The 20,757-nt window shown below is 60.3% G+C and carries 23 protein-coding genes and 1 riboswitch; of the genes, 17 read left to right on the top strand and 6 right to left on the bottom strand.

Features of this window, described 5'->3' with window-relative positions; genetic code table 11:
- Window positions 1-7 precede the first annotated feature (7 nt).
- Window positions 8-222: riboswitch (cobalamin riboswitch) on the top strand.
- A gap of 90 nt (window positions 223-312) precedes the next feature.
- From cobO to FFH21_RS19670, 13 genes are all read left to right on the top strand, one after another.
- Window positions 313-924, top strand: coding sequence for a cob(I)yrinic acid a,c-diamide adenosyltransferase (cobO, locus tag FFH21_RS19725; RefSeq protein ID WP_011169240.1), 612 nt, complete (start codon window positions 313-315; stop codon window positions 922-924).
- 39 nt (window positions 925-963) lie between these two features.
- A complete protein-coding gene (locus tag FFH21_RS19720; RefSeq protein ID WP_011169239.1) occupies window positions 964-2,259 on the top strand; it encodes a cobyrinate a,c-diamide synthase in 1,296 nt (431 codons plus the stop codon).
- The gene (gene bluB, locus FFH21_RS19715; protein ID WP_004657236.1) at window positions 2,256-2,906 is read left to right on the top strand and encodes a 5,6-dimethylbenzimidazole synthase; all 651 of its coding nucleotides are present in this window, start codon (window positions 2,256-2,258) and stop codon (window positions 2,904-2,906) included. Before FFH21_RS19720 ends, bluB begins: the two co-directional genes overlap by 4 nt.
- The gene (cbiB, locus tag FFH21_RS19710) at window positions 2,903-3,811 is read left to right on the top strand and encodes an adenosylcobinamide-phosphate synthase CbiB (RefSeq protein WP_011169238.1); all 909 of its coding nucleotides are present in this window, start codon (window positions 2,903-2,905) and stop codon (window positions 3,809-3,811) included. Before bluB ends, cbiB begins: the two co-directional genes overlap by 4 nt.
- Window positions 3,804-4,808, top strand: a complete 1,005-nt coding sequence (gene cobD, locus FFH21_RS19705) for a threonine-phosphate decarboxylase CobD (protein WP_004665983.1) — start codon at window positions 3,804-3,806, stop codon at window positions 4,806-4,808. Before cbiB ends, cobD begins: the two co-directional genes overlap by 8 nt.
- On the top strand, window positions 4,805-6,265 hold the full coding sequence (locus FFH21_RS19700) for a cobyric acid synthase (RefSeq protein WP_011169237.1): 1,461 nt from the start codon (window positions 4,805-4,807) through the stop codon (window positions 6,263-6,265). Before cobD ends, FFH21_RS19700 begins: the two co-directional genes overlap by 4 nt.
- Window positions 6,266-6,787 carry a bifunctional adenosylcobinamide kinase/adenosylcobinamide-phosphate guanylyltransferase gene (cobU, locus tag FFH21_RS19695; protein ID WP_004643289.1) on the top strand — a complete coding sequence of 174 codons (522 nt, stop codon included), beginning with the start codon at window positions 6,266-6,268 and terminating at the stop codon, window positions 6,785-6,787.
- Window positions 6,784-7,836: a nicotinate-nucleotide--dimethylbenzimidazole phosphoribosyltransferase gene (gene cobT / locus FFH21_RS19690; RefSeq protein WP_011169236.1), complete on the top strand. Its 1,053-nt coding sequence runs from the start codon at window positions 6,784-6,786 to the stop codon at window positions 7,834-7,836. Before cobU ends, cobT begins: the two co-directional genes overlap by 4 nt.
- Window positions 7,833-8,405 (top strand): alpha-ribazole phosphatase family protein, encoded by a 573-nt coding sequence (gene cobC / locus FFH21_RS19685; protein WP_011169235.1) that lies wholly within the window; start codon window positions 7,833-7,835, stop codon window positions 8,403-8,405. Before cobT ends, cobC begins: the two co-directional genes overlap by 4 nt.
- Before the next feature lies 1 nt (window position 8,406).
- Entirely contained in the window at window positions 8,407-9,138 is a 732-nt protein-coding gene (locus FFH21_RS19680) for an adenosylcobinamide-GDP ribazoletransferase (protein WP_011169234.1), read from the top strand.
- 96 nt (window positions 9,139-9,234) lie between these two features.
- Window positions 9,235-10,443, top strand: a complete 1,209-nt coding sequence (locus FFH21_RS19675; RefSeq protein WP_004657250.1) for an MFS transporter — start codon at window positions 9,235-9,237, stop codon at window positions 10,441-10,443.
- The gene (locus FFH21_RS30650) at window positions 10,440-10,562 is read left to right on the top strand and encodes a hypothetical protein (protein ID WP_004657252.1); all 123 of its coding nucleotides are present in this window, start codon (window positions 10,440-10,442) and stop codon (window positions 10,560-10,562) included. Before FFH21_RS19675 ends, FFH21_RS30650 begins: the two co-directional genes overlap by 4 nt.
- 61 nt (window positions 10,563-10,623) lie before the next feature.
- Window positions 10,624-11,175 carry a glutathione peroxidase gene (locus FFH21_RS19670; protein WP_002554590.1) on the top strand — a complete coding sequence of 184 codons (552 nt, stop codon included), beginning with the start codon at window positions 10,624-10,626 and terminating at the stop codon, window positions 11,173-11,175.
- A 276-nt stretch (window positions 11,176-11,451) separates the two neighbouring features.
- On the opposite strand, the gene FFH21_RS19660 is transcribed toward FFH21_RS19670, so the two are convergent.
- The 3 genes from FFH21_RS19660 to FFH21_RS19650 form a co-directional block, all read right to left on the bottom strand.
- On the bottom strand, window positions 11,452-12,735 hold the full coding sequence (locus FFH21_RS19660; RefSeq protein WP_002554589.1) for an OmpP1/FadL family transporter: 1,284 nt from the start codon (window positions 12,733-12,735) through the stop codon (window positions 11,452-11,454).
- Window positions 12,736-12,977: 242 nt separating this feature from the next.
- A complete protein-coding gene (locus tag FFH21_RS19655; protein ID WP_002554588.1) occupies window positions 12,978-13,196 on the bottom strand; it encodes a hypothetical protein in 219 nt (72 codons plus the stop codon).
- Window positions 13,197-13,676: 480 nt separating this feature from the next.
- A complete protein-coding gene (locus FFH21_RS19650) occupies window positions 13,677-13,982 on the bottom strand; it encodes a hypothetical protein (protein ID WP_002554587.1) in 306 nt (101 codons plus the stop codon).
- A gap of 747 nt (window positions 13,983-14,729) precedes the next feature.
- On the opposite strand from FFH21_RS19650, the gene rmuC reads away from it, so the two are divergent.
- Window positions 14,730-16,094, top strand: a complete 1,365-nt coding sequence (gene rmuC, locus FFH21_RS19645; protein WP_162836993.1) for a DNA recombination protein RmuC — start codon at window positions 14,730-14,732, stop codon at window positions 16,092-16,094.
- A gap of 198 nt (window positions 16,095-16,292) precedes the next feature.
- On the top strand, window positions 16,293-16,415 hold the full coding sequence (locus FFH21_RS30865; RefSeq protein WP_101165338.1) for a PA1414 family protein: 123 nt from the start codon (window positions 16,293-16,295) through the stop codon (window positions 16,413-16,415).
- A gap of 87 nt (window positions 16,416-16,502) precedes the next feature.
- On the opposite strand, the gene FFH21_RS19635 is transcribed toward FFH21_RS30865, so the two are convergent.
- Complete coding sequence (locus FFH21_RS19635; protein ID WP_011169230.1) at window positions 16,503-16,796, bottom strand: hypothetical protein; 294 nt, start codon at window positions 16,794-16,796, stop codon at window positions 16,503-16,505.
- Between the two features lie 225 nt (window positions 16,797-17,021).
- On the opposite strand from FFH21_RS19635, the gene FFH21_RS19630 reads away from it, so the two are divergent.
- Together FFH21_RS19630 and FFH21_RS19625 are read left to right on the top strand one after the other, a co-directional pair.
- Complete coding sequence (locus FFH21_RS19630; protein ID WP_004657261.1) at window positions 17,022-17,621, top strand: tRNA-uridine aminocarboxypropyltransferase; 600 nt, start codon at window positions 17,022-17,024, stop codon at window positions 17,619-17,621.
- 100 nt (window positions 17,622-17,721) lie between these two features.
- The gene (locus FFH21_RS19625; protein WP_011169229.1) at window positions 17,722-18,681 is read left to right on the top strand and encodes a DMT family transporter; all 960 of its coding nucleotides are present in this window, start codon (window positions 17,722-17,724) and stop codon (window positions 18,679-18,681) included.
- Between the two features lie 18 nt (window positions 18,682-18,699).
- Here the strand turns inward: FFH21_RS19625 and FFH21_RS19620 are convergent, their stop codons facing one another.
- Window positions 18,700-19,314 carry an NAD(P)H-dependent oxidoreductase gene (locus FFH21_RS19620; RefSeq protein WP_004657265.1) on the bottom strand — a complete coding sequence of 205 codons (615 nt, stop codon included), beginning with the start codon at window positions 19,312-19,314 and terminating at the stop codon, window positions 18,700-18,702.
- A complete protein-coding gene (locus FFH21_RS19615) occupies window positions 19,307-20,701 on the bottom strand; it encodes a class II fumarate hydratase (protein WP_002554581.1) in 1,395 nt (464 codons plus the stop codon). Before FFH21_RS19615 ends, FFH21_RS19620 begins: the two co-directional genes overlap by 8 nt.
- Window positions 20,702-20,757 lie beyond the last annotated feature (56 nt).

Genomic DNA, 20,757 nt, shown 5'->3' with positions numbered 1-20,757 from the left:
CCTCTACCCTTCGCGGTTTGTTTCAGGTGCTCTGCAATCCTTGATTGGCAGGGTGAAACAGGGAAGCCAGTGTGGATCAATCGATCCGATCCCGGCGCTGCCCCCGCAACGGTAAATGAGTCAAGGCTGTGCCTGACGCCACTGTGTTTCGACATGGGAAGGCGCGCAGCCGGGGTAACCCGCTCATGAGCCCGGAGACCGGCCTGAACCACTCAATGGCATCACGGAGGGTGATGCTCTGTGCAGGGCGTTGCCGTGCTGTCCAGTGCTGTCCTTCCGTCTGTTGTCGACTGCCACGAGCGGAGAACCCGGATGAACGAATCCCCCGAACGCGACGAACGCCATCTGGCGCGCATGCTGCGCAAGAAAGCCGTGATGTACGAGCGCATTGCCAGCTCACCCAACGAGTGCGGCCTGCTGCTGGTCTTGACCGGCAACGGCAAAGGCAAGAGCAGCTCGGCATTCGGCATGCTTGCCAGGGCCATGGGCCACGACATGCAGTGCGGCGTGGTGCAGTTCATCAAGGGCCGCAACAGCACTGGCGAAGAAATGTTTTTCCGCCGTTTCCCCGAGCAGGTGCGCTATCACGTGATGGGCGAGGGCTTCACCTGGGAAACCCAGGATCGCCAGCGTGACATTGCCGCTGCCGAAGCCGCCTGGGCCGTGTCTCGGGAAATGCTTCGCGACCCGGCCATTGGTCTGGTGGTGCTCGACGAACTGAACATTGCCCTCAAGCATGGTTACCTCGACCTTGAACAGGTGCTGAGTGACCTGCAGGCCCGCCCACCTATGCAGCATGTGCTGGTGACCGGCCGCGGTGCCAAACCCGAATTGATCGACCTGGCTGATACGGTTTCCGATATCGGCGTGGTCAAGCATGCGTTTCAGGCCGGTATCCGGGCGCAGAAAGGTATCGAGCTGTGAATAATCCTTTATTGGGCGCACTGCAATGAGAGCACTGCAATGAGAGCTCCGCGCGATTGCCCGGCGGTTTTGATCGCCGCGCCTGCCTCCGGGCAAGGTAAGACTACCGTCACCGCGGCACTGGCACGTTTGCACCGCAACCAGGGCCGCAAGGTCCGGGTGTTCAAGTGCGGGCCGGATTTTCTCGACCCGATGATTCTTGAGCGGGCCAGCGGCGCACCGGTCTACCAGCTGGACATGTGGATGGTCGGTGCCGACGAAAGCCGTCGCCTGTTGTGGGAAGCCGCGGATGAGGCAGACCTGATCCTGATCGAAGGCGTCATGGGGTTGTTCGACGGCACACCGTCCAGCGCTGATCTGGCCCGCCACTTTGGCGTACCGGTGTTGGGGGTGATCGACGGCACGGCGATGGCGCAGACGTTTGGCGCGCTGGCGCTCGGGCTGGCGCGTTATCAGCCGCATCTGCCGTTTGCCGGCGTGCTGGCCAATCGGGTTGGCACGGTACGCCACGCGCAGTTGCTGGAAAACAGTCTGACCGAAGGCCTGCGCTGGTATGGCGCACTGTCCCGGGAAGTCGGTTTCGAATTGCCCAGCCGCCATCTGGGGCTGGTCCAGGCCAGCGAACTCAATGATCTGGATGTGCGGCTGGACATGGCTGCCGCCGCGCTGGCCAGCACCTGCGAAGTGGCCTTGCCGCCAGCCGTAACCTTTACCGCGCCCGACCCGGTTCAGGTCGAGCCGTTGCTCAGCGGTGTGCGCATCGCCATTGCCCGCGACGAGGCCTTTGCCTTTCTGTACGGCGCAAGCCTGGACCTGCTGCGAAACATGGGTGCAGAGCTGAGTTTCTTCTCGCCGATCCATGATCGTGAGCTGCCCGACGCCGACAGCCTGTACCTGCCGGGTGGCTACCCGGAGTTGCACCACGTTGCTTTGGCGGAAAACCTGACGATGCAGGCGTCGATCAGGGCGCACCATATCGCTGGCAAGCCGATTCTGGCCGAGTGCGGCGGCATGCTTTATTTACTCGAAGCCCTGACCGATGTGGAGGGCGTGCGCGCCGAACTGGTCGGCTTGCTGTCCGGTGAGGCGGTCATGCAGAAGCGTCTGGCGGCGCTGGCCTTGCAAGCGGTTGAGCTGCCCGAGGGTACGTTGCACGGTCACACGTATCACCATTCGCTGACCAGCACCGAGTTGCAGCCGATTGCCCGTGGCGTCAGCCCCAACGGCGGGCGTGGCGCAGAGGCAGTCTATCGCCTGGGTCGTCTGACCGCTTCCTACGTGCATTTCTATTTCCCTTCCTGCCCTCAGGCGATTGCGGCGCTGTTCAAACCATGACCGAACAAGCGTTCAGCCCTGAAGAGCGGGCTGCGGTGTATCGGGCCATCGCCGAGCGTCGCGACATGCGCCACTTCGTCGGCGGCACGGTGGCGCCCGAGTTGCTGGCGCGCTTGCTGGAAGCCGCACACCAGGCACCCAGTGTCGGGCTGATGCAGCCGTGGCGCTTCATTCGCATCAGCGATCCGGCGTTGCGCGGAAAAATGCAGGCGCAGGTAGAAGATGAACGTATCCGCACTGCCCAGGCACTGGGCGAGCGCACCGACGAGTTCATGAAACTCAAGGTCGAAGGAATCAATGACTGCGCCGAGGTGTTGGTCGCCGCACTGATGGAAGGCCGTGAACAGCATATTTTCGGCCGCCGCACCTTGCCGGAAATGGACATGGCATCGCTGTCCTGCGCGATCCAGAACCTGTGGCTGGCATCGCGTGCCGAGGGGCTGGGCATGGGCTGGGTGTCGCTGTTCGACCCCGAGGCATTGGCCGAACTGCTGGGCATGCCTGACGGCGCGAAGCCGCTGGCGATCATTTGCCTGGGGCCGGTCAAGGAATTCTATCCTGCGCCCATGCTGGTGATGGAAGGCTGGGCGCAGGCGCGTCCGCTGCACGAGCTGCTGTACGAGAATCAATGGGGAGTGAATCAATGAGTGTGGCGCTGTTGAGCGTCGCCGGGGTCGCGCTGGATGCGCTGCTCGGTGAGCCAAAACGATGGCATCCGCTGGTGGCGTTCGGCAACTTCGCCAATCGGGTCGAGCAGCGTTTCAACAGCGGTGGCCGTGGCTGGCGCAGTCATGGCGTTACCGCCTGGGTTATCACCGTAGTGCCGTTGACGCTGCTGGCCACGCTACTGAGCTGGTTGCCCGGTATTGGCTGGCTGGTCGAGGTTCTGGCGCTGTATTGCGCGCTGGGCATGCGCAGCCTGGGCGAACATGTTCAGCCGGTGGCGCAAGCGTTGCGCAGTGACGATCTGGTCGAGGCACGCCAGCGGGTCGGTTATCTGGTCAGTCGCCAGACCAGCGAACTGGATGCCACCGAAGTGGCTCGCGCGGCTACCGAATCAGTGCTGGAGAACGGCAGTGATGCGGTGTTCGCCGCGCTGTTCTGGTTTGTCGTGGCCGGTGCGCCCGGCGTGGTGCTGTACCGGCTGAGCAACACGCTGGACGCCATGTGGGGCTACCGCAACGAGCGCTTCGAGCGTTTTGGCTGGGCTGCGGCGAAGGTCGACGATCTGCTCAACTACCTTCCTGCACGCCTTGTGGCATTGACTTACGCCTTGTTGGGCAAGACCCGACTGGCGCTGCGTTGCTGGCGCACACAGGCTCCTGCCTGGGACAGTCCGAATGCCGGTCCGGTGATGGCCGCTGGCGCGGGTGCGCTGGGTGTCGAACTGGGCGGGGCGGCGATCTACCACGGCGAGCTGCATCAGCGTCCGCAATTGGGTGAAGGTGCACCTGCCGATGCAGACTCGATCGATCGCGGCTGGCAACTGGTGCAGCGCGGCGTCTGGTTGTGGTTGCTGGTCATATGCGTGGTAGCTGAATTCTATGCTTGAGCACGGCGGTCGGTTGCGCGCCGCAGCGCAGCATTACGGTATCGAACTGGCTGACTGGCTGGACCTGTCCACGGGCATTGCACCCTGGTCGTGGCCCATCCCGGAGATTCCGACGCGTGCATGGGCGCGTTTGCCCGAGACCGATGATGGCCTGGAAGCAGCGGCCTGCCGCTATTACGGCGTACCTCGCTTATTGCCGGTGTCCGGCTCGCAGGCCGCGATTCAAGCGTTGCCGCGGGTACGCAGCGGAGGTCGGGTTGGCGTGCTGTCGCCCTGCTACGCCGAGCATGCACATGCATGGCGCAAGAACGGCTTCGTGGTCCGCGAGGTAGGCGAGCAGGAGGTCGAATACTTTCTCGACTCTCTTGATGTGCTGGTGGTGGTCAATCCGAACAATCCGACCGGCCTGCACCTGAGCGCCGAGCGCCTGCTGGAATGGCATGCACGACTGGCCGAGCGCGGTGGCTGGCTGGTCGTCGATGAAGCGTTTATGGATAACACGCCGGGCCTGAGCCTGGCTGCCGAAACGTGGCGCACCGGGCTGATTGTGCTGCGCTCGTTCGGCAAGTTTTTTGGCCTGGCCGGTGTCAGGCTCGGTTTTGTCATGGCTGAGCCGGTATTGCTGAGGATGCTGGCGCAGGAAATCGGCCCATGGTCGGTCAGCGGGCCAACACGAATCATCGGTCAGGTGTGCCTCAATGATCAGCAGGGGCAGGCGCGTCAACGTGAGCGCTGTGATCAGGCCCGCGACCGGCTGGTGGCGTTGCTCGACCGCTACGCCCTGGCCCCGCAAGGCGGCTGTGCGCTGTTCCAATGGCTGGTGACCCCTGAGGCGCAGACGCTCTATGAGTTTTGTGCGCGGCGCGGTGTGCTGCTGCGTCTGTTCAAGGGTGACACCTCCGAGTCGTCCAGTCTGCGTTTCGGTCTGCCCCGTGAGGAGGCCGACTGGCTGCGGCTGCACGATGTTCTGCTTGAATACCGCAAGGAATACCCATGACCACGCTGATGGTACAAGGCACCACCTCCGATGCCGGCAAAAGCACTCTGGTGACGGCCCTGTGCCGCTGGCTGACTCGTCAGGGCGTCAAGGTCGTGCCGTTCAAGCCGCAGAACATGGCGCTCAACAGCGCGGTGACTGCAGACGGCGGCGAGATCGGCCGCGCGCAGGCCGTGCAGGCGCAGGCGTGCTTTCTGCAGCCGCACACCGACATGAACCCGGTGCTGCTCAAGCCCAACAGTGACACGGGCGCGCAGGTGATCATTCACGGCCGTGCGGTCACCACCATGAACGCGGTGGCGTATCACGGCTACAAAGAGATCGCCATGCAGGCGGTGCTGGAATCCCATCGGCGCCTGGGTGAAAGCTACCCGGTGATCATGGTCGAAGGCGCGGGCTCTCCGGCCGAGATCAACCTGCGCGCCAACGATATCGCCAACATGGGCTTTGCCGAGGCGGTCGACTGCCCGGTGTTGCTGATTGCCGATATCAATCGCGGCGGGGTCTTTGCCCATCTGGTTGGCACGCTGGAGTTGCTGTCGCCCAGCGAACAGGCGCGGGTCAAGGGGTTCATCATCAACCGTTTTCGCGGCGACATCGCCTTGCTGCAACCGGGCCTGGACTGGCTGGAGGCGCGCACCGGCAAACCGGTGGTTGGCGTGTTGCCTTATGTAATGGACCTGCACCTGGAGGCCGAAGACGGTCTCGATCAGCGTCAGACCGACAAGGTCGAGCATGTGCTGAACGTGGTGGTCCCGGTGCTGCCTCGCATCAGTAATCACACTGATTTCGACCCGCTGCGCCTGCACCCTCAGGTCAATCTGCAGTTCATCGGTCCCGGCCAGGCGATTCCTCCTGCGGACCTGATCATTCTGCCCGGCTCGAAAAGCGTGCGCAGCGATCTGAACTACCTGCGCAACAGTGGCTGGGACACCGCCATCGAGCGGCATTTGCGTTATGGCGGCAAGCTGATGGGGATCTGCGGCGGCCTGCAAATGCTCGGTGAGCAGGTGCACGATCCTCTCGGGCTGGAAGGCGCAGCGGGGTCCAGCGCCGGGTTTGGCCTACTGGCAATGAGCACGGTGCTGGAAGCGGAAAAGCAACTGCGCAATGTGCGCGGTCGTCTGACCCTGGAAGACGCCGAGGTCAGCGGCTACGAAATTCATGCCGGGGTAACGACAGGGCCGGCCCTGGAGCAGGCTGCCGTGCAACTGGACGACGGGCGTTGCGATGGCGCGCAGAGTGTCGACGGACAGGTGCTCGGGACTTACCTGCACGGCCTGTTCGAATCACCTGCGGCCTGTAGCGCGTTACTGCGCTGGGCGGGGTTGGCGAACGTGCAGTCCGTCGACTATCACGCCCTGCGTGAGCGCGACATCGAACGTCTGGCGGACCTGGTGGAAAAACACCTGGACGGCCCATTGCTTCGCGAACTGTGTGGCCTGGAGGCGAACTGAATGCTGCAATTGATCCTCGGCGGCGCGCGTTCCGGCAAAAGTCGCCTGGCGGAAAAACTGGCCGCCGACAGCACGCTGAAGGTGACCTACATCGCCACCAGTCAGCCTCTGGACGGCGAAATGAATCAGCGCGTGGCCAGCCATCGCGCCCGTCGCCCCGAACACTGGGGGCTGGTCGAAGAACCGCTCGAGCTGGCGCGGGTGCTGCGCGAAAATGCGGCACCCGATTGCTGCCTGCTAGTCGATTGCCTGACCCTCTGGCTGACCAATCTGCTGATGCTCGACAACCCCGAGCGCCTGCTTCAAGAACGTGAATCCCTGCTCGACAGCCTTGCCGGGCTGCCGGGTGAAATCATTTTTGTCAGCAACGAAACCGGGCTTGGCGTCGTGCCGCTCGGCGAACTGACCCGTCGCTATGTCGATGAAGCCGGCCTGTTGCATCAGGCGCTGGCCGAGCGTTGCCAGCGTGTCGTGTTGACCGTTGCCGGCTTGCCCCTGACGTTGAAAGGAACCGCGCTATGAGTAATTCCTGGTGGCTCAAGCCCGCACAGGCTATTGATGTACCAATGCGCGAGGCGGCACTGGCCCGTCAGCAACAGTTGACCAAGCCGGCGGGTTCGCTGGCACAACTGGAGCGTCTGGCGGTACAGCTTGCCGGCCTGCAAGGGCGCGAGCGTCCGGCTGCCGATAAATTGTGGATCGCGATCTTTGCCGGCGATCATGGTGTGGTGGCCGAAGGTGTATCGGCCTATCCACAGGAAGTCACCGGCCAGATGCTGCATAACTTCGTCAACGGTGGCGCAGCGATCAGTGTGCTGGCGCGCCAGCTCTCGGCGCAGCTGGACGTGGTGGATCTGGGTACCGTGGCGCCTCTGGATTTGCCGGGCGTGCGTCATTTGCGCATCGGCGCGGGCACTGCCAATTTCGCCCACGGGCCAGCCATGAGCGCTGAGCAGGGGCTTGCTGCTCTGCAGGCCGGGCGCGACAGTGTATTGCGCGCCAAGGCGGTCGGCACCGAGCTGTTTATCGGTGGCGAGATGGGCATCGGTAATACCACGGCGGCCAGCGCCGTCGCCTGCTCGGTGCTGGAATGTGCCGCGCCGTTGCTGGTCGGTCCCGGCACCGGGCTGAACGCCGAGGGCATCGAGCACAAGACCCGTGTCATCGAACGCGCACTGGCGCTGCATGCCGAGCAGGCGGGCGACCCGCTGCATAGCCTGTTCTGCCTGGGTGGTTTCGAGATTGCCGCGCTGACCGGCGCTTATCTGGCCTGTGCGCAGGAAGGCATCGTGGCGCTGGTCGACGGTTTCATTTGCAGCGTGGCCGCGTTGGTGGCGGTGCGCCTGAATCCGTCTTGCCGCAACTGGCTGTTGTTCGGCCACCGTGGCGCCGAACCGGGCCACCGGCACTTGCTGGAAACGCTACAGGCCGAACCGCTGCTGGACCTCGGCTTGCGTCTGGGCGAGGGCAGTGGCGCAGCCCTGGCGGTGCCGCTGGTGCGTCTGGCCTGTGAGTTGCACAACGGCATGGCAACGTTTGCCGAAGCGGCAGTGGCGGATCGCCCCGCATGACCTTGCGTCTGGACTTGCTGCGTCATGGCGAAACAGAGCTGGGCGGTGGTCTGCGCGGCAGCCTCGACGATGCTCTGACCGAACTCGGCTGGCAGCAGATGCGTGCGGCAGTGGCCGATGGCGGTCCCTGGGAACGGATTGTCAGCTCGCCTTTGCAGCGCTGTGCACGTTTTTCCGAAGAGCTGGCGCAGCGCCTGTCGCTGCCCATGCAACTGGAGCCTGGTTTGCAGGAGCTGCATTTCGGCGACTGGGAAGGCCACAGCCCTGCGCAGCTCATGGAAACCGATGCCGAAGGCTTGGGCCTGTTCTGGGCCGATCCCTACGCCTTCACGCCGCCCAATGGCGAGCCAGTGATCGATTTTTCGACACGGGTGCTGAATGCGGTGGCGCGTCTGCTTAAGGCGTATGCCGATGAACGTGTGTTGCTGGTCAGTCACGGCGGTGCAATGCGCCTGCTGCTGGCGCAGGCGCGCGGTCTGCCGCGTGAGCAATTGTTGCAGGTAGTGGTCGGCCATGGCGCACTGTTGTCGATTCAGGTCGCAGCTGATGGCGTAATCACGGAGGTCTGAGATGCTGCCGTTCTGGATCGCCCTGCAATTTCTCGGCAGCCTGCCGATTCGTCTGCCCGGCATGCCGCGCCCGGAAGAGCTTGGGCGTTCGTTGTTGTTCTACCCGCTGGTAGGCGTGGTGTTCGGCATGCTGCTGCTGGGTTTCAGCGCGCTACTCAGTGGTACGCCGCTCATGCTGCATGCCGCGTTGGTACTCAGCGCCTGGGTGCTGCTCAGTGGCGGCTTGCATCTGGACGGTCTGGCCGACAGTGCCGACGCCTGGCTGGGTGGTTTTGGTGATCGCGAACGTACCTTGCAGATCATGAAGGACCCGCGTAGCGGGCCGATTGCCGTGGTCACGCTGGTGCTGGTGCTGCTGCTCAAATTTGCAGCGATTTTGGCGCTGATCGAAAGTCACAGCAGTATCGGGCTGCTGTTGGCGCCGGTGATCGGGCGCGCGGCCATGCTTGGGCTGTTTCTGGGAACGCCGTATGTGCGTTCCGGGGGATTGGGGCAGGCGCTCGCCGATCACCTGCCGCGTGGCCCTGGACGCAAGGTTTTGGCCGCCACTGCCATTGCGTGCGTGCTGCTCGCCGGCTGGTCAGGGGTAGCTGTATTGCTGGTCTGCGCCGTTTGTTTCTTCTGGCTGCGGCAGTTGATGATGCGCCGTCTGGGCGGCTGCACCGGCGATACGGCCGGGGCATTGCTCGAGCTGCTGGAATTGGCGGTGCTGCTGACGCTGGCGCTGCTTTGAGACCCTGCACAACGCTTTGTTGACAGCTTTTACCGGCAGCGCGTAGCTTCGCGATTCGCAGGTAAAACCATGTAACAAAGTGCAGGGAGCTTAACCATGACATCGATCTGGCGTACCAGCGGCTGGGTTCTGCTGGGCAGTGCGTTGATCCTTGCGCTTTCGCTGGGCACGCGGCACGGTTTCGGCCTGTTTCTGGCGCCCATGAGCGCGGATTTTGGCTGGGGGCGTGAGGTCTTTGCCTTTGCCATCGCCTTGCAGAACCTTATGTGGGGTCTGGCGCAGCCGTTCGCCGGGGCGCTGGCAGATCGATTTGGCGCGGCCAAAGTCGTCTTCGTTGGCGGTGTGCTGTATGCGGCAGGGCTGTTGTGCATGAGTATGGCTGATTCGTCTCTGAGTCTTTCCCTTAGTGCTGGTTTGCTGATCGGTATTGGTCTGTCCGGCACGTCTTTTTCGGTCATTCTGGGTGTCGTCGGGCGCGCGCTGCCTGCTGAAAAACGCAGCATGGGCATGGGGATCGCCAGCGCGGCGGGTTCATTCGGCCAGTTCGCCATGTTGCCCGGCACACTGGGCTTGATCAGTTGGTTGGGCTGGTCCGGTGCCTTGCTGGTACTGGGCGTGATGGTGGCGCTGATCCTGCCCTTGGTAGGCATGCTCAAGGATACGCCGAGCGTGTCTACCGGTATCGAGCTGACGCTGGGCGAGGCGCTGCGTGAAGCCTGCTCGCATTCGGGGTTCTGGCTGCTGGCACTGGGTTTCTTCGTCTGTGGCTTTCAAGTGGTGTTCATCGGCGTGCACCTGCCGGCCTATCTGGTGGATCAACACTTGCCTGCCAAGGTCGGTACAACGGTGCTGGCCTTGATCGGGTTGTTCAATATCTTTGGCACCTACACCGCTGGCTGGCTGGGCGGGCGCATGTCCAAACCTCGACTGTTGACCGCGCTTTATCTGTTGCGCGCGGTGGTGATCGTGTTGTTTCTCTGGGCCCCGCTGAGCCAGACCACTGCCTATCTGTTCGGCGTAGCAATGGGCCTGCTGTGGCTGTCGACTGTGCCGCTGACCAACGGCACGGTCGCTACACTGTTTGGTGTGCGTAACCTGTCGATGCTGGGCGGTATCGTCTTTCTGTTTCACCAGTTAGGTGCATTCCTCGGCGGCTGGCTGGGCGGGCTGGTGTATGACCGTACCGGCAACTACGACCTCGTCTGGCAAGTCTCGATACTGCTGAGTCTGCTGGCCGCCGCGTTGAACTGGCCGGTGCGTGAGCGCCCGGTGGCCAGGTTGCAGGCGCAGGGTAGCCTGGCATGAGCCGTCGCTGGCCTCTACTGACGGCGGTGCTCGCAGGCGCGGTGGTGTTGGGGCTGGTCTGGTGGGCCTGGCAGCACGTTGGACTGGCTGCGTTGCAACTGGGAATGGGCGCTTGCTAGGCAGACAGCCTGGCATGGGGTAGCGTGTCGACAAACGACAACATTATCCAGGGCCGCCATGATGAACATTCGCTTTGTTTCGATACCTCTTCTGCTGCTGGCCATGAGTGGCGCTGCAATGGCTGCCGACTGTCCGCCGCTGCTGCAGGGCGAGTTGCCCAAGCTGCGCGCCAAGGAAAACATCGACCTGTGCAAACGCTTTGCCGGCAAGCCGCTGGTGGTGGTCAACACCGCCAGTTTCTGTGGCTTTGCCCCGCAGTTCAAAGGGCTTGAAGAGCTGAGTCAGCGCTACAAGGGGCAGGGGCTTGAGGTGTTGGGCGTGCCGTCCAATGACTTCAAACAGGAAGCCAAGGATGGTGAGGAGACCGCCAAGGTTTGCTACGTCAATTACGGCGTGACTTTCACCATGACCGAGCCGCAGGCCGTACGCGGCGATGATGCGACCCATTTGTTCAAGGTGCTGGCCGAGCAAAGCAGTGCGCCGCGCTGGAATTTCTACAAGTACGTGGTTGATCGCCAGGGTAAAGTCATTGCCAACTTCTCCAGCATGACCAAGCCGGATGATCCTGAGCTGATCGCAGCCATTGAAAAGGCGATTGCGTCGAAGCCTTAGGGCGGGCTTGAATGTTGTCTGAATCTGCCTGACATCGCAGAAGCCTTGTGTGACGCGGAGCGCCACAAAGAGGACGCAGAGCGTCCAGAACTGCATGCCGACGCGGAGCGTCGGCACGATAGTCAGTCATGAGGCGGAGCATCTGTACGGTAGCCAGTCAATGACGCGGAGTATCTGTACGGCAGTCAATCAATGCGGGTCTGAGCGCATCAGGCACGCAATAAAAAGCCCGCAACCATTACTGGTTGCGGGCTTTTTTCAGTCTGGCAGTTGCTATCAGAAGCGATAGGTAACCGAAGTGCCCAGGCCGTGAGCGGTGTTGCGGTAGTCAGCGCTGTACGAACCTTTGGTCGCGCTGGAGTCGCGGATCTTGGTTTCGTCTTCACGCAGGTACGAGTACGCTACGTCGATGGTCAGGTCGTCGGTCGGGCTCCAGCCTGCGCCGAAACTGATGATCTTGCGATCGCCAGTCGGGATGCGTGGGGAGCGGTTGACGTTGTTGGTCGGCGACTGATCAACGGAGAAACCTGTGCGCAGGGTCCACTCTTTATTGACCTTGTACGAGGCACCGATGGCGTGCGCCCAGGTGTCGTGCCAGTTCTGTTCTTCGGTGATGGTGCCGATTGGGCCGGCAGAACCGCCCAGCAGAGCAGGGACGCCATCGTTGTTGACGGTGATGTCCTGCAGGCGGCTCCAGCGAGTCCAGGTACTGCCTGCGTAAACAGTCCAGTTCTCGTCGAGTTGCTGGGTGATAGAGAAGTCCACCGACTCAGGCGTGGAGATGTCCAGCGAAGCATCGTACTTCTGGCCGCCGAACGGGCCGAAGCCCGAGCCTTCGATCTTGGTCTTGCCCTTGAGCTTGTAATCGACCTTGGAGTGGTAAGTCAGGCCCAGACGAGTGGTGTCGGTAGCCTGCACCAGAATGCCGGCATTGAAGCCGATTGCGGTGTCATCGCCTTCGATCTTCACCTTGCCGTCATTACGGCCCGGTGTTGCGGCGTTCAATGTTGCCGAGGTCAGTTCACCGTCGATGCGGTTGATGGTCGGGCCGAAACCGATGGAAACCTTGTCATTGAATGCATAGCTGACAGTTGGCTGGAAGGTCACGATCTGGACGTGACTCTTGTCGCCCCAGTAGCGGCCGGCGAAGCCTTTTTCGTAATCAGTGACCAGGCCGAACGGGACGTACACGCCCAGACCAAATGCCCAGTGATCATCGATAGGTTTGACGTAATAGCCCATTGGCACGCCGACCACCGGAACCATGTCACCGTCGTTGCTGCCGCCGAATGTGCCGCGACCGTTGTCGATGTCGGTCTTGGCGATCACGGCTGCGGCGCCGACGCTGATTTGTTCGCGTTTGATTCGGGACATGCCGGCAGGGTTGCCGAATACGGTGCTTGCATCATCGGCTGACGAGGAGCGACCTGCAAAGCCTGTGCCCATGCCGCTGATGCTTTGTTCGTTTAGGGCAAAACCGGCTGCAAGCAGTTGAGAAGAAGCCAGACCCAGGGCGAGTCCAAGTGTTGTCCGGTTCAGTGTTTTTGTCATTATTTTCATTATTAGAACTCCTTGTTGTTCACCGGTCGAAAATTACCAACATTTTCGATGGCGCGCTATAGGCTGAGGAGCCCGATTTAGAGCTATTCTTGTAGGACAATCTTGATGAAGCCGTGGGAATTGCAATTTAGACGAAGTCCCAGTGCTGCACATTGGTTAATGTCGTCAATTCAATATAGAGCGGGCATAAAAAAGCCCCGCTTTGCAGGGCGGGGCTTTTGGCGAGCGGTGAATCGTTTGCGTCAGGCGATGAGTGCTTGACGAGTACGCTCGATCACGGCTTGCAGCGGTTCGGCGCTTGCGTACTGATCGGGGTACAGGCGTTCGCTGTGACGGGCGATGCCGTGTTCGTTGACGATTGTAAAACTGAAACAGCCTTTGCGAGCGGCCATGATCAGGCAGTTCATCGGGGCAAAAGCATTGGTCAATGTGTGAATTGCGTGTTGGGTTTGAGTATTCATATTCAAGGTGTTTCCTGAAACAACACGGAACAATACCGTGCATAAATAAAGATTCCAGTAAACGCGGGCCGACATTTGATACAAAAGCCTGGCTGGGCGGAGAACCTGACTGGAACAAAGACAGGCAGTTGAAGCGCGCTTTATCGTATGGCGCTCTGGCTGACCGGTAGGTACTTAGGAGGGCAGGCAACACAACAGGAGCAAAGGTTCTACGCTCCGGGTGAAGATCCTGATCAATTGCAGGCTGGTTGAAGCAGACCATGAGAGCCATGACTGCACTTTCACCCCAAATGGTGCATCAGCGCGAAAGGTTCATGTCTGGAAACCATCGAGGTGGTCGATCCCTTGTTGCCAACATTCTCGTCGCATGGAGGAGTGTCTGTCGGGGGACTTGTCGACCGGAATTGATTTTCAGCTTAGTACTAACGGCGTTGATGCTACCCGCCATTTCGAAGTATTGCAAGCGTCGGTAAATAAAATTCACCAGTGCCCGACCATACGGTAGATCAGCACGGTCACGGATGCGACCATTGAGCACCCGAGCAGGTAGGCAGCGATGGTCAGCCGCAGAGACTTACGGCCTTCGATGGCGCGCATGATGTCGCCTGTCTTGTTGATACGTCCATTGCTCAGGTCGCTGCAGATGATCAGTAGCAGGGCAATTGCAGACAACAGCACGCTGTAGGCGAAGACACCGCCGTCCGGCGGTGGCAGGACAATACTGGTGGCCAGGGCGACGATGCAGACGGCCATCAGCAGCAGGAAGAACTTCACTATCTCCTTCATGGGGCCTTCACTGAATCCTTGGTGGCTGATATTTGGTCTTTTTTGGCAGTGTTTGGACCGCGAGATGCATGATTTGTCGCCTGCATTGTTTTCAAGGCGTCTGGTGAGGTGTGGACTGCGTCGGCGACAGGTCGATCCCAATGGTTGAAAGACTGCTGAAAGCCACGTATTCATTGAGAATAAGATGCAATCGAGCAACAATCATATGATGCCCGAAATGGCTGAAAAGAGCCCCGGCGAGGAGTTGTGCACATTAGCTGAACAAGCTGCCATATCACTGTCACAAGCGTTGCTAAGGGTTTGATTTATGATGGTGAATTATTAAGTCAATGAAAAACATCGTTTTTTTTAGCTGGTGAAAAAATCGTCAGTTTGAGCGCAGGCCGCATCCTGCTTGCGTTTGCGGAAGTTAAAGGGGGGTTGTCCACTGAGTTATCCACAGCTTCTGTGGATTGTCCCGGCTGAAATGTCCCCGAAATTGGGGCTGTGCACGTTGCTGAAAGCGCGTACAATTCGTTCCCCCGATTTGCCCCCGCCTGTTGATCTTGCCTCGCCCTAGACGACGTTTCTGCTGCACTATCACGCGCTTACCCACACTGCCGCTGGCGATGATTCAGCCTGCATGGAGTCTTTATGGCACTGGACCTGAACAGCCTTTTACTGGGGCTTGCTGCAGCTGCTGTGCCCTTGTTGGCATTGCTCTGGCAGTTGCAGCGTCGTCTGGCACTTCGTCAGGCCGAGAGCACGCTGCTGGACGAGCGCCTGAGCATGGCGCAGATGGCGCAGGAAGGCCTCAATGCGCAACTGGATGCCTGCCGCGACGAGGTGAGTGACCTCAGCCAGGCCAATGCGGCCAAACAGGCCGACCTTGCAGCGCTGCGGCGCGAGGTCGAGTTGCTGCGTCAGGAAGGCGATAGCGCTCGCGAAACGGCGCATGCCTGGAATCATGAGCGTGCCGGCAGAGAAGCCGAGTTGCGTCGTCTGGATGCGCAGTGCGCGGCATTGAATGCCGAGTTGCGTGAACAGCAGGACAGCCATCAGCAGCGCCTGAATGATCTGCAGGGTTCCCGGGATGAGCTGCGCGCGCAGTTCGCCGAGTTGGCAGGCAAGATCTTTGATGAGCGTGAGCAGCGTTTTGCCGAAACCAGCCAGCAGCAACTGGGGCAATTGCTCACACCGCTCAAGGAGCGCATCCAGTCGTTCGAAAAGCGCGTCGAGGAAAGTTATCAGAACGAAGCCCGCGAACGTTTTTCGCTGGCGAAGGAGCTGGAGCGTCTGCAGCAGTTGAATCAACGTTTGAGCGATGAAGCCACCAACCTGACGCGCGCCCTGAAAGGGCAGAAGACCCAGGGTAACTGGGGTGAACTGATTCTTGAGCGGGTGCTGGAGCATGCCGGGCTTGAAAAGGGCCGTGAATACCAGACGCAAATAAGCCTCAAGGGGCCGGATGGCGAGCGCTTTCAGCCTGATGTGCTGATCATGCTGCCCGGTGACAAACAAGTGGTGGTCGATGCCAAGGTCAGCCTTACGGCTTATCAGCAGTACGTATCGGCTGATGACGACGTTATCGGTCAGGCTGCGCTCAAACAACATGTGCTGTCGCTGCGCAATCACGTCAAAGGCCTCTCGGGCAAGGATTACAAGCGTCTTGAGGGGCTTCACAGTCTGGATTTCGTTCTACTCTTCGTGCCTATCGAAGCGGCTTTTTCTGCAGCCTTGCAGGCGGAGCCGAATCTGTTTCAGGAAGCTTTTGATCGCAACATCGTGATTGTCAGCCCCACTACACTGCTGGCCACCTTGCGGGTCATCGACAGCCTGTGGAAGCAGGAACGTCAGAGCCAGAACGCGCGCGAGATTGCCGAGCGGGCAGGTTGGCTGTACGACAAGTTTGTGTTGTTCATTCAGGATCTGGACGAGGTAGGCAACCGTCTGCAGCAACTGGACAAGGCCTACTCGGCGGCGCGCAACAAGCTGACGGAAGGGCGCGGCAACCTGATAAGCCGTAGCGAACAACTCAAGCTGCTGGGCGCGCGTGCCAGCAAGAGTCTGCCCGCGGACTTGCTCGAACGGGCTATGACTGACAATGACGGCCTGATCAGTCCGCCTGAATGATCAGTTTGGCTCGTCGGCGCAACGTTCAGTAACAGGCCGTCCGTCGCAAAGACTAGAAGCGAGCCTGTACAAATGTCACATTGGCTCTATCGGAAAATTGTTTTCCGTAGCACTCGGCTAACGGTTCATTTGCTTCTATGATCTCTAGTGAGTGATGTGTACAGATTGACTGCCGGGTATTTCCCTCAAGGGGGCTCTATGAATAGCAAACTGCAAGAATGGCTCCATGACGCAGGCGTCGCATTGGGTCTTATAGAACGACCAAAACTGCAGCCCATTCCGGTTCGTGCCGATGATGATCGTCGTCGCCAACGTCGTTAAATCTCTCGCCTGACCCTCTTCGCTGGGCAGAGCGCATATTGAATCTGGTCGGGACGCACAGGAGTGTCCCGATACAAGGGCTGGCATTCAATGCCGATGTCCGGGTTTTACCTTGGTTTTGTTGCCTTCGTTTCCCATCAACAGAATTAGCTCGATGATCATGTGCAGGGAGAAGTCCTCGGGATTTGTGATGGCCTGTTCCTTGATCTGATCAGGAAACGCGAAGTTGAAGACGTCCCCCAGCGCCGCGAACAGGCACTCTATGTCATCGTCCTCAAAAGCCAGGTCGATGAAGGTGGCACCTTCGTGAATCATGCTTTTATCCACTAGAATGATGCCTAGCGCGTCAAACACCTTCTGTTTGATTTCTTCGCGATTCATGAAAGCCCCTGAGGTTGATCTTGTCAGATTCAGCAGGCGTACTTCATTTCACCAGCCCAGACCTTAAGGCTAGCTCAAATCGCTGTTGCAGCTACGGTCTACCCCCGCGCAATGGGGGCTATCCGGTTAAACTGCGCCGCAGTTCGACAGGCGGTTGTGATGAGCTCAAGGTCATGGCGCAGCGCGGCATGTTTTAACCCTTTTGGATTGTCCGAGTAAGAACCGATGCCCCGCGCCCGCTGTAAACGTTGCCTGCGTCCCGTCCCGCACTGTCTCTGCGCCTTGATTCCGCAACTGGACAGCCGCACGCGAGTGTTGATCCTGCAGCATCCCGATGAAGCCGGCCATGCGTTGAATACGGCGCGACTGGCCGCATTGGGTCTGATCAATGCGCAGTTGCGGGTGGGGGAAGTGTTCGATGATCTGCAAACGCTTTTGAACCCGCCCGGCTATCAGGCGCGGTTGCTGTTTCCGGGTGACGCTGCCGAGACGTTGCTGCCCTATGTGCAGAACTCGCTGCCCATGTTGCTGGTCGTGCCGGATGGCACCTGGCGCAAGGCGCGCAAACTGCTGCACCTCAACCCCTTGTTGGCGGGCCTGCCAAGGGTCACACCAGGCATTGTGCCGGTTTCGCGTTATCGCTTGCGCAAAGCGCCGGGTCCGGATGCCTTATCGACGCTTGAGGCTATCGTTCATACGTTGCAGACGCTGGAAGCGCCACGCTCTTTCGAGGCGCTGCTGAAGCCTTTCGACGCCTTGATCGAAGGTCAGATTCAGGCAATGGGCAGCGAGACGTATCAGCGCAATCACGGCGGTCAGGGGTAAAGAACACAATTGGCGGCGTTAACTGCGCCCAGCTGTAACTGTTGCTTTGCAGATCAGCGCCTAGAATGAGCAACTGGTTCTATCTCTTGCGGAAGGTTCAATGCACATCTCGTCTGGTCGCTGGGTCTATGGCCTTTGTCTGTCGCTGTTGACTGCGTTGCTCTGGGGCATTCTGCCAATCAAGCTCAAGCAGGTTCTGCAGGTGATGGACCCTGTCACTGTGACCTGGTTTCGCCTGGCTGTTTCCGGCGCGCTGTTGTTCATCTGGCTGGCGTCGGTCAAGCGCCTGCCCAGCTTCAAGGTGCTGGGACGCAAGGGCCAGGTACTGGTGGGGCTGGCGGTATTCGGCCTGGTCGGCAACTACGTGCTGTACCTCATCGGCTTGCGGCTGCTGAGTCCCGGTACCACGCAATTACTGGTTCAGGTCGGTCCGATTTTTCTGTTGATCAGCAGCATCTTTCTGTTCAAGGAGCGTTTCAGTCTGGGGCAGGGCATCGGTCTGGCGGTGCTGCTGGTGGGCTTCGGGTTCTTTTTCAATCAGCGGCTGGTGGAGCTTTTCACCTCGTTGGGCGATTACACCCTGGGCGTACTGGTGGTGCTCCTGGCCTCGACCATCTGGACGTTCTATGGATTGAGCCAGAAGCAGCTCCTGACCGTGTGGAATTCGCTGCAGGTGATGATGGTGATTTACCTGTTCTGTGCGCTGTTGCTAACGCCTTGGGCGCACCCCGCCGAGGCGTTATTGTTGAGCCCGTTGCAGGGCTGGCTGCTACTCGCCTGCTGTCTGAATACACTGGTGGCCTATGGTGCTTTCGCTGAGGCGCTGGCGCATTGGGAGGCATCACGGGTCAGCGCGACGCTTGCGATGACGCCGCTGGTTACGCTGACCGCCGTGGCTGCCGCAGCGTGGCTATGGCCTGATTATGTGCAGACAGAGGAATTGAACGTGATGGGTTACGGCGGCGCGCTGCTGGTGGTGACGGGGTCGGCGCTGACCGCACTTGGTCCTTCACTGGTCGCTGGCCTCAGAGCGCGCAAGGCAAGGCTCGCACAGGCCTGAATTCACCGCCCGTACAGATCAGCGCTTGCCCAGTGCCTGTGCCTGGAGAATCCATTCCTGGCGTTGCTGTTCGCTGGCACTGTGCACCGGGGCAAATTCGCTAAGGCATTTGGTTTTTATCCCGCAAAAGCCCAATATCGTCCGCACCATCTGCCGGTGAGCCGGCGCGCCGTAAATCCATTGAAAATAGCGTGGCGGCGTGTCCATGGCGACCAGCAGCTCCGCAGTGCGGCCTCGGAGCAGCTCATTGGAGGAATGCTTGCGGCCGTGGGTCTTGAACGCAAAACCGGGCGTCAGTACCCGGTCGAAAAAGCCCGTCAGTAGCGCCGGCAAGCCGCCCCACCAGACCGGATAAACGAATACCAGATGCTCGGCCCAGTGAATCTGGCGCTGGGCGTCGAGCAGGTCCGGTTCAAGTGTCTGGGTTTGGTCGTAGCCGTTGTGCAGAATAGGATCGAAATCCAGCTCGCCCAGCTTGAGTTCCCGCACCACATGCCCTTCACTGCGCGCAGCCTGTGCATAGGCTTCGCCAAGGGCATGGGAGAGGCTGATGGCTTTCGGCGTACCGTAAACCATCAGAATCCGTTTGCCGTTACCTTCCAGTGGCGTTGCGCCGCTTCTGGCATCAGCCATTACTGCCTGCCTCGAGCATTTTGTCCGGACGCACCCAGGCGTCGAACTCCTCATCGGTCAGATAACCCAGCGCCAATGCGGCTTCACGCAGGGTCAGGCCTTCGGTGTAAGCCTTCTTGGCAATCTGCGCCGATTTGTCATAACCGATATGCGGATTGAGTGCAGTAACCAGCATCAGTCCGCGCTCCAGGTGCTCAGCCATTTTTTCAGCATCCGGCTGCATGCCTGCAATGCAGTGTTCATTGAAATTGCTGCAGCCATCGGCCAGCAAGCGGATCGATTGCAGCACATTGTGAATGATCACCGGCTTGTAGACGTTCAGTTGCAGGTGGCCCTGGCTGGCGGCGAAGCCGATGGTCACGTCGTTGCCCATGACCTGGCAGGCGAGCATCGACAAGGCCTCGCACTGGGTCGGGTTGACCTTGCCGGGCATGATCGAACTGCCGGGCTCGTTGGCTGGCAGCCTGACTTCGGCCAGCCCGGCACGCGGGCCGGAACCCAGCAGGCGCAGGTCGTTGGCGATTTTCATCAGGGTTCCGGCCAAGGTCTTCAGTGCGCCGGAAAGTGCTGCAAGCGGCTCGTGACCGGCCAGTGCGGCGAACTTGTTGGGCGCAGTGACGAACGGCAGCCCGGACAGTGCAGCCAGCTCTGCTGCGATGGCCTCGGCGAAGCCTTTCGGCGAGTTGAGCCCGGTACCGACCGCAGTACCGCCCTGAGCCAGCTCATAGACGGCGGGAAGCGCAGCGCGAATAGCCTTTTCTGCGTAATCCAATTGCGCGACAAACCCCGACAGCTCCTGGCCAAAGGTGATAGGCGTCGCGTCCATCATGTGCGTGCGCCCGGTCTTGACCAGTTTCATGTGCCGCGCAGCCTGTTCGGCAAGCCCGCTGGAAAGCTCGGCGATGGCGGGCAGCAGCTGTTCCTTGACCGCTTGGGCAGTGGCGATGTGCATGGCTGTCGGGAAGCAATCGTTGGAGCTTTGCGAGCGGTTGACGTGATCGTTGGGGTGAACTGGTGATTTACCGCCACGGCCCTGACCTGCCAGTTCGTTAGCTCGGCCTGCGATCACTTCGTTGACGTTCATGTTGCTTTGCGTGCCGCTGCCGGTCTGCCAGACCACCAGCGGGAATTGCGCGTCGTGCTGACCGTCGAGCACCTCATCGGCGGCCTGTTCGATCAGGCGGGCAATGTCGGCGGGCAGATCGCCGTTACGGTCGTTGACGCGTGCCGCGGCTTTCTTGATCAGGGTCAGCGCGTGCAGAACGGGCAGTGGCATACGCTGATCGCCAATCGCAAAATTGATCAGTGAGCGTTGGGTCTGCGCGCCCCAGTAGGCATCTTCGGGGACTTCGATCGGGCCAATGCTGTCGGTTTCGGTGCGGCTCACTGTTCTTACTCCTTTAAGTGCGTTGCAGGGTTAGGTGTCCATATGCCTACAGGGTT

This window comes from Pseudomonas sp. KBS0707, assembly GCF_005937945.2.
Taxonomy (GTDB): domain Bacteria; phylum Pseudomonadota; class Gammaproteobacteria; order Pseudomonadales; family Pseudomonadaceae; genus Aquipseudomonas; species Aquipseudomonas amygdali.
Note: the sequence above shows the minus strand (reverse complement) of the source record. Positions and strands in the feature narration are given on the sequence as shown.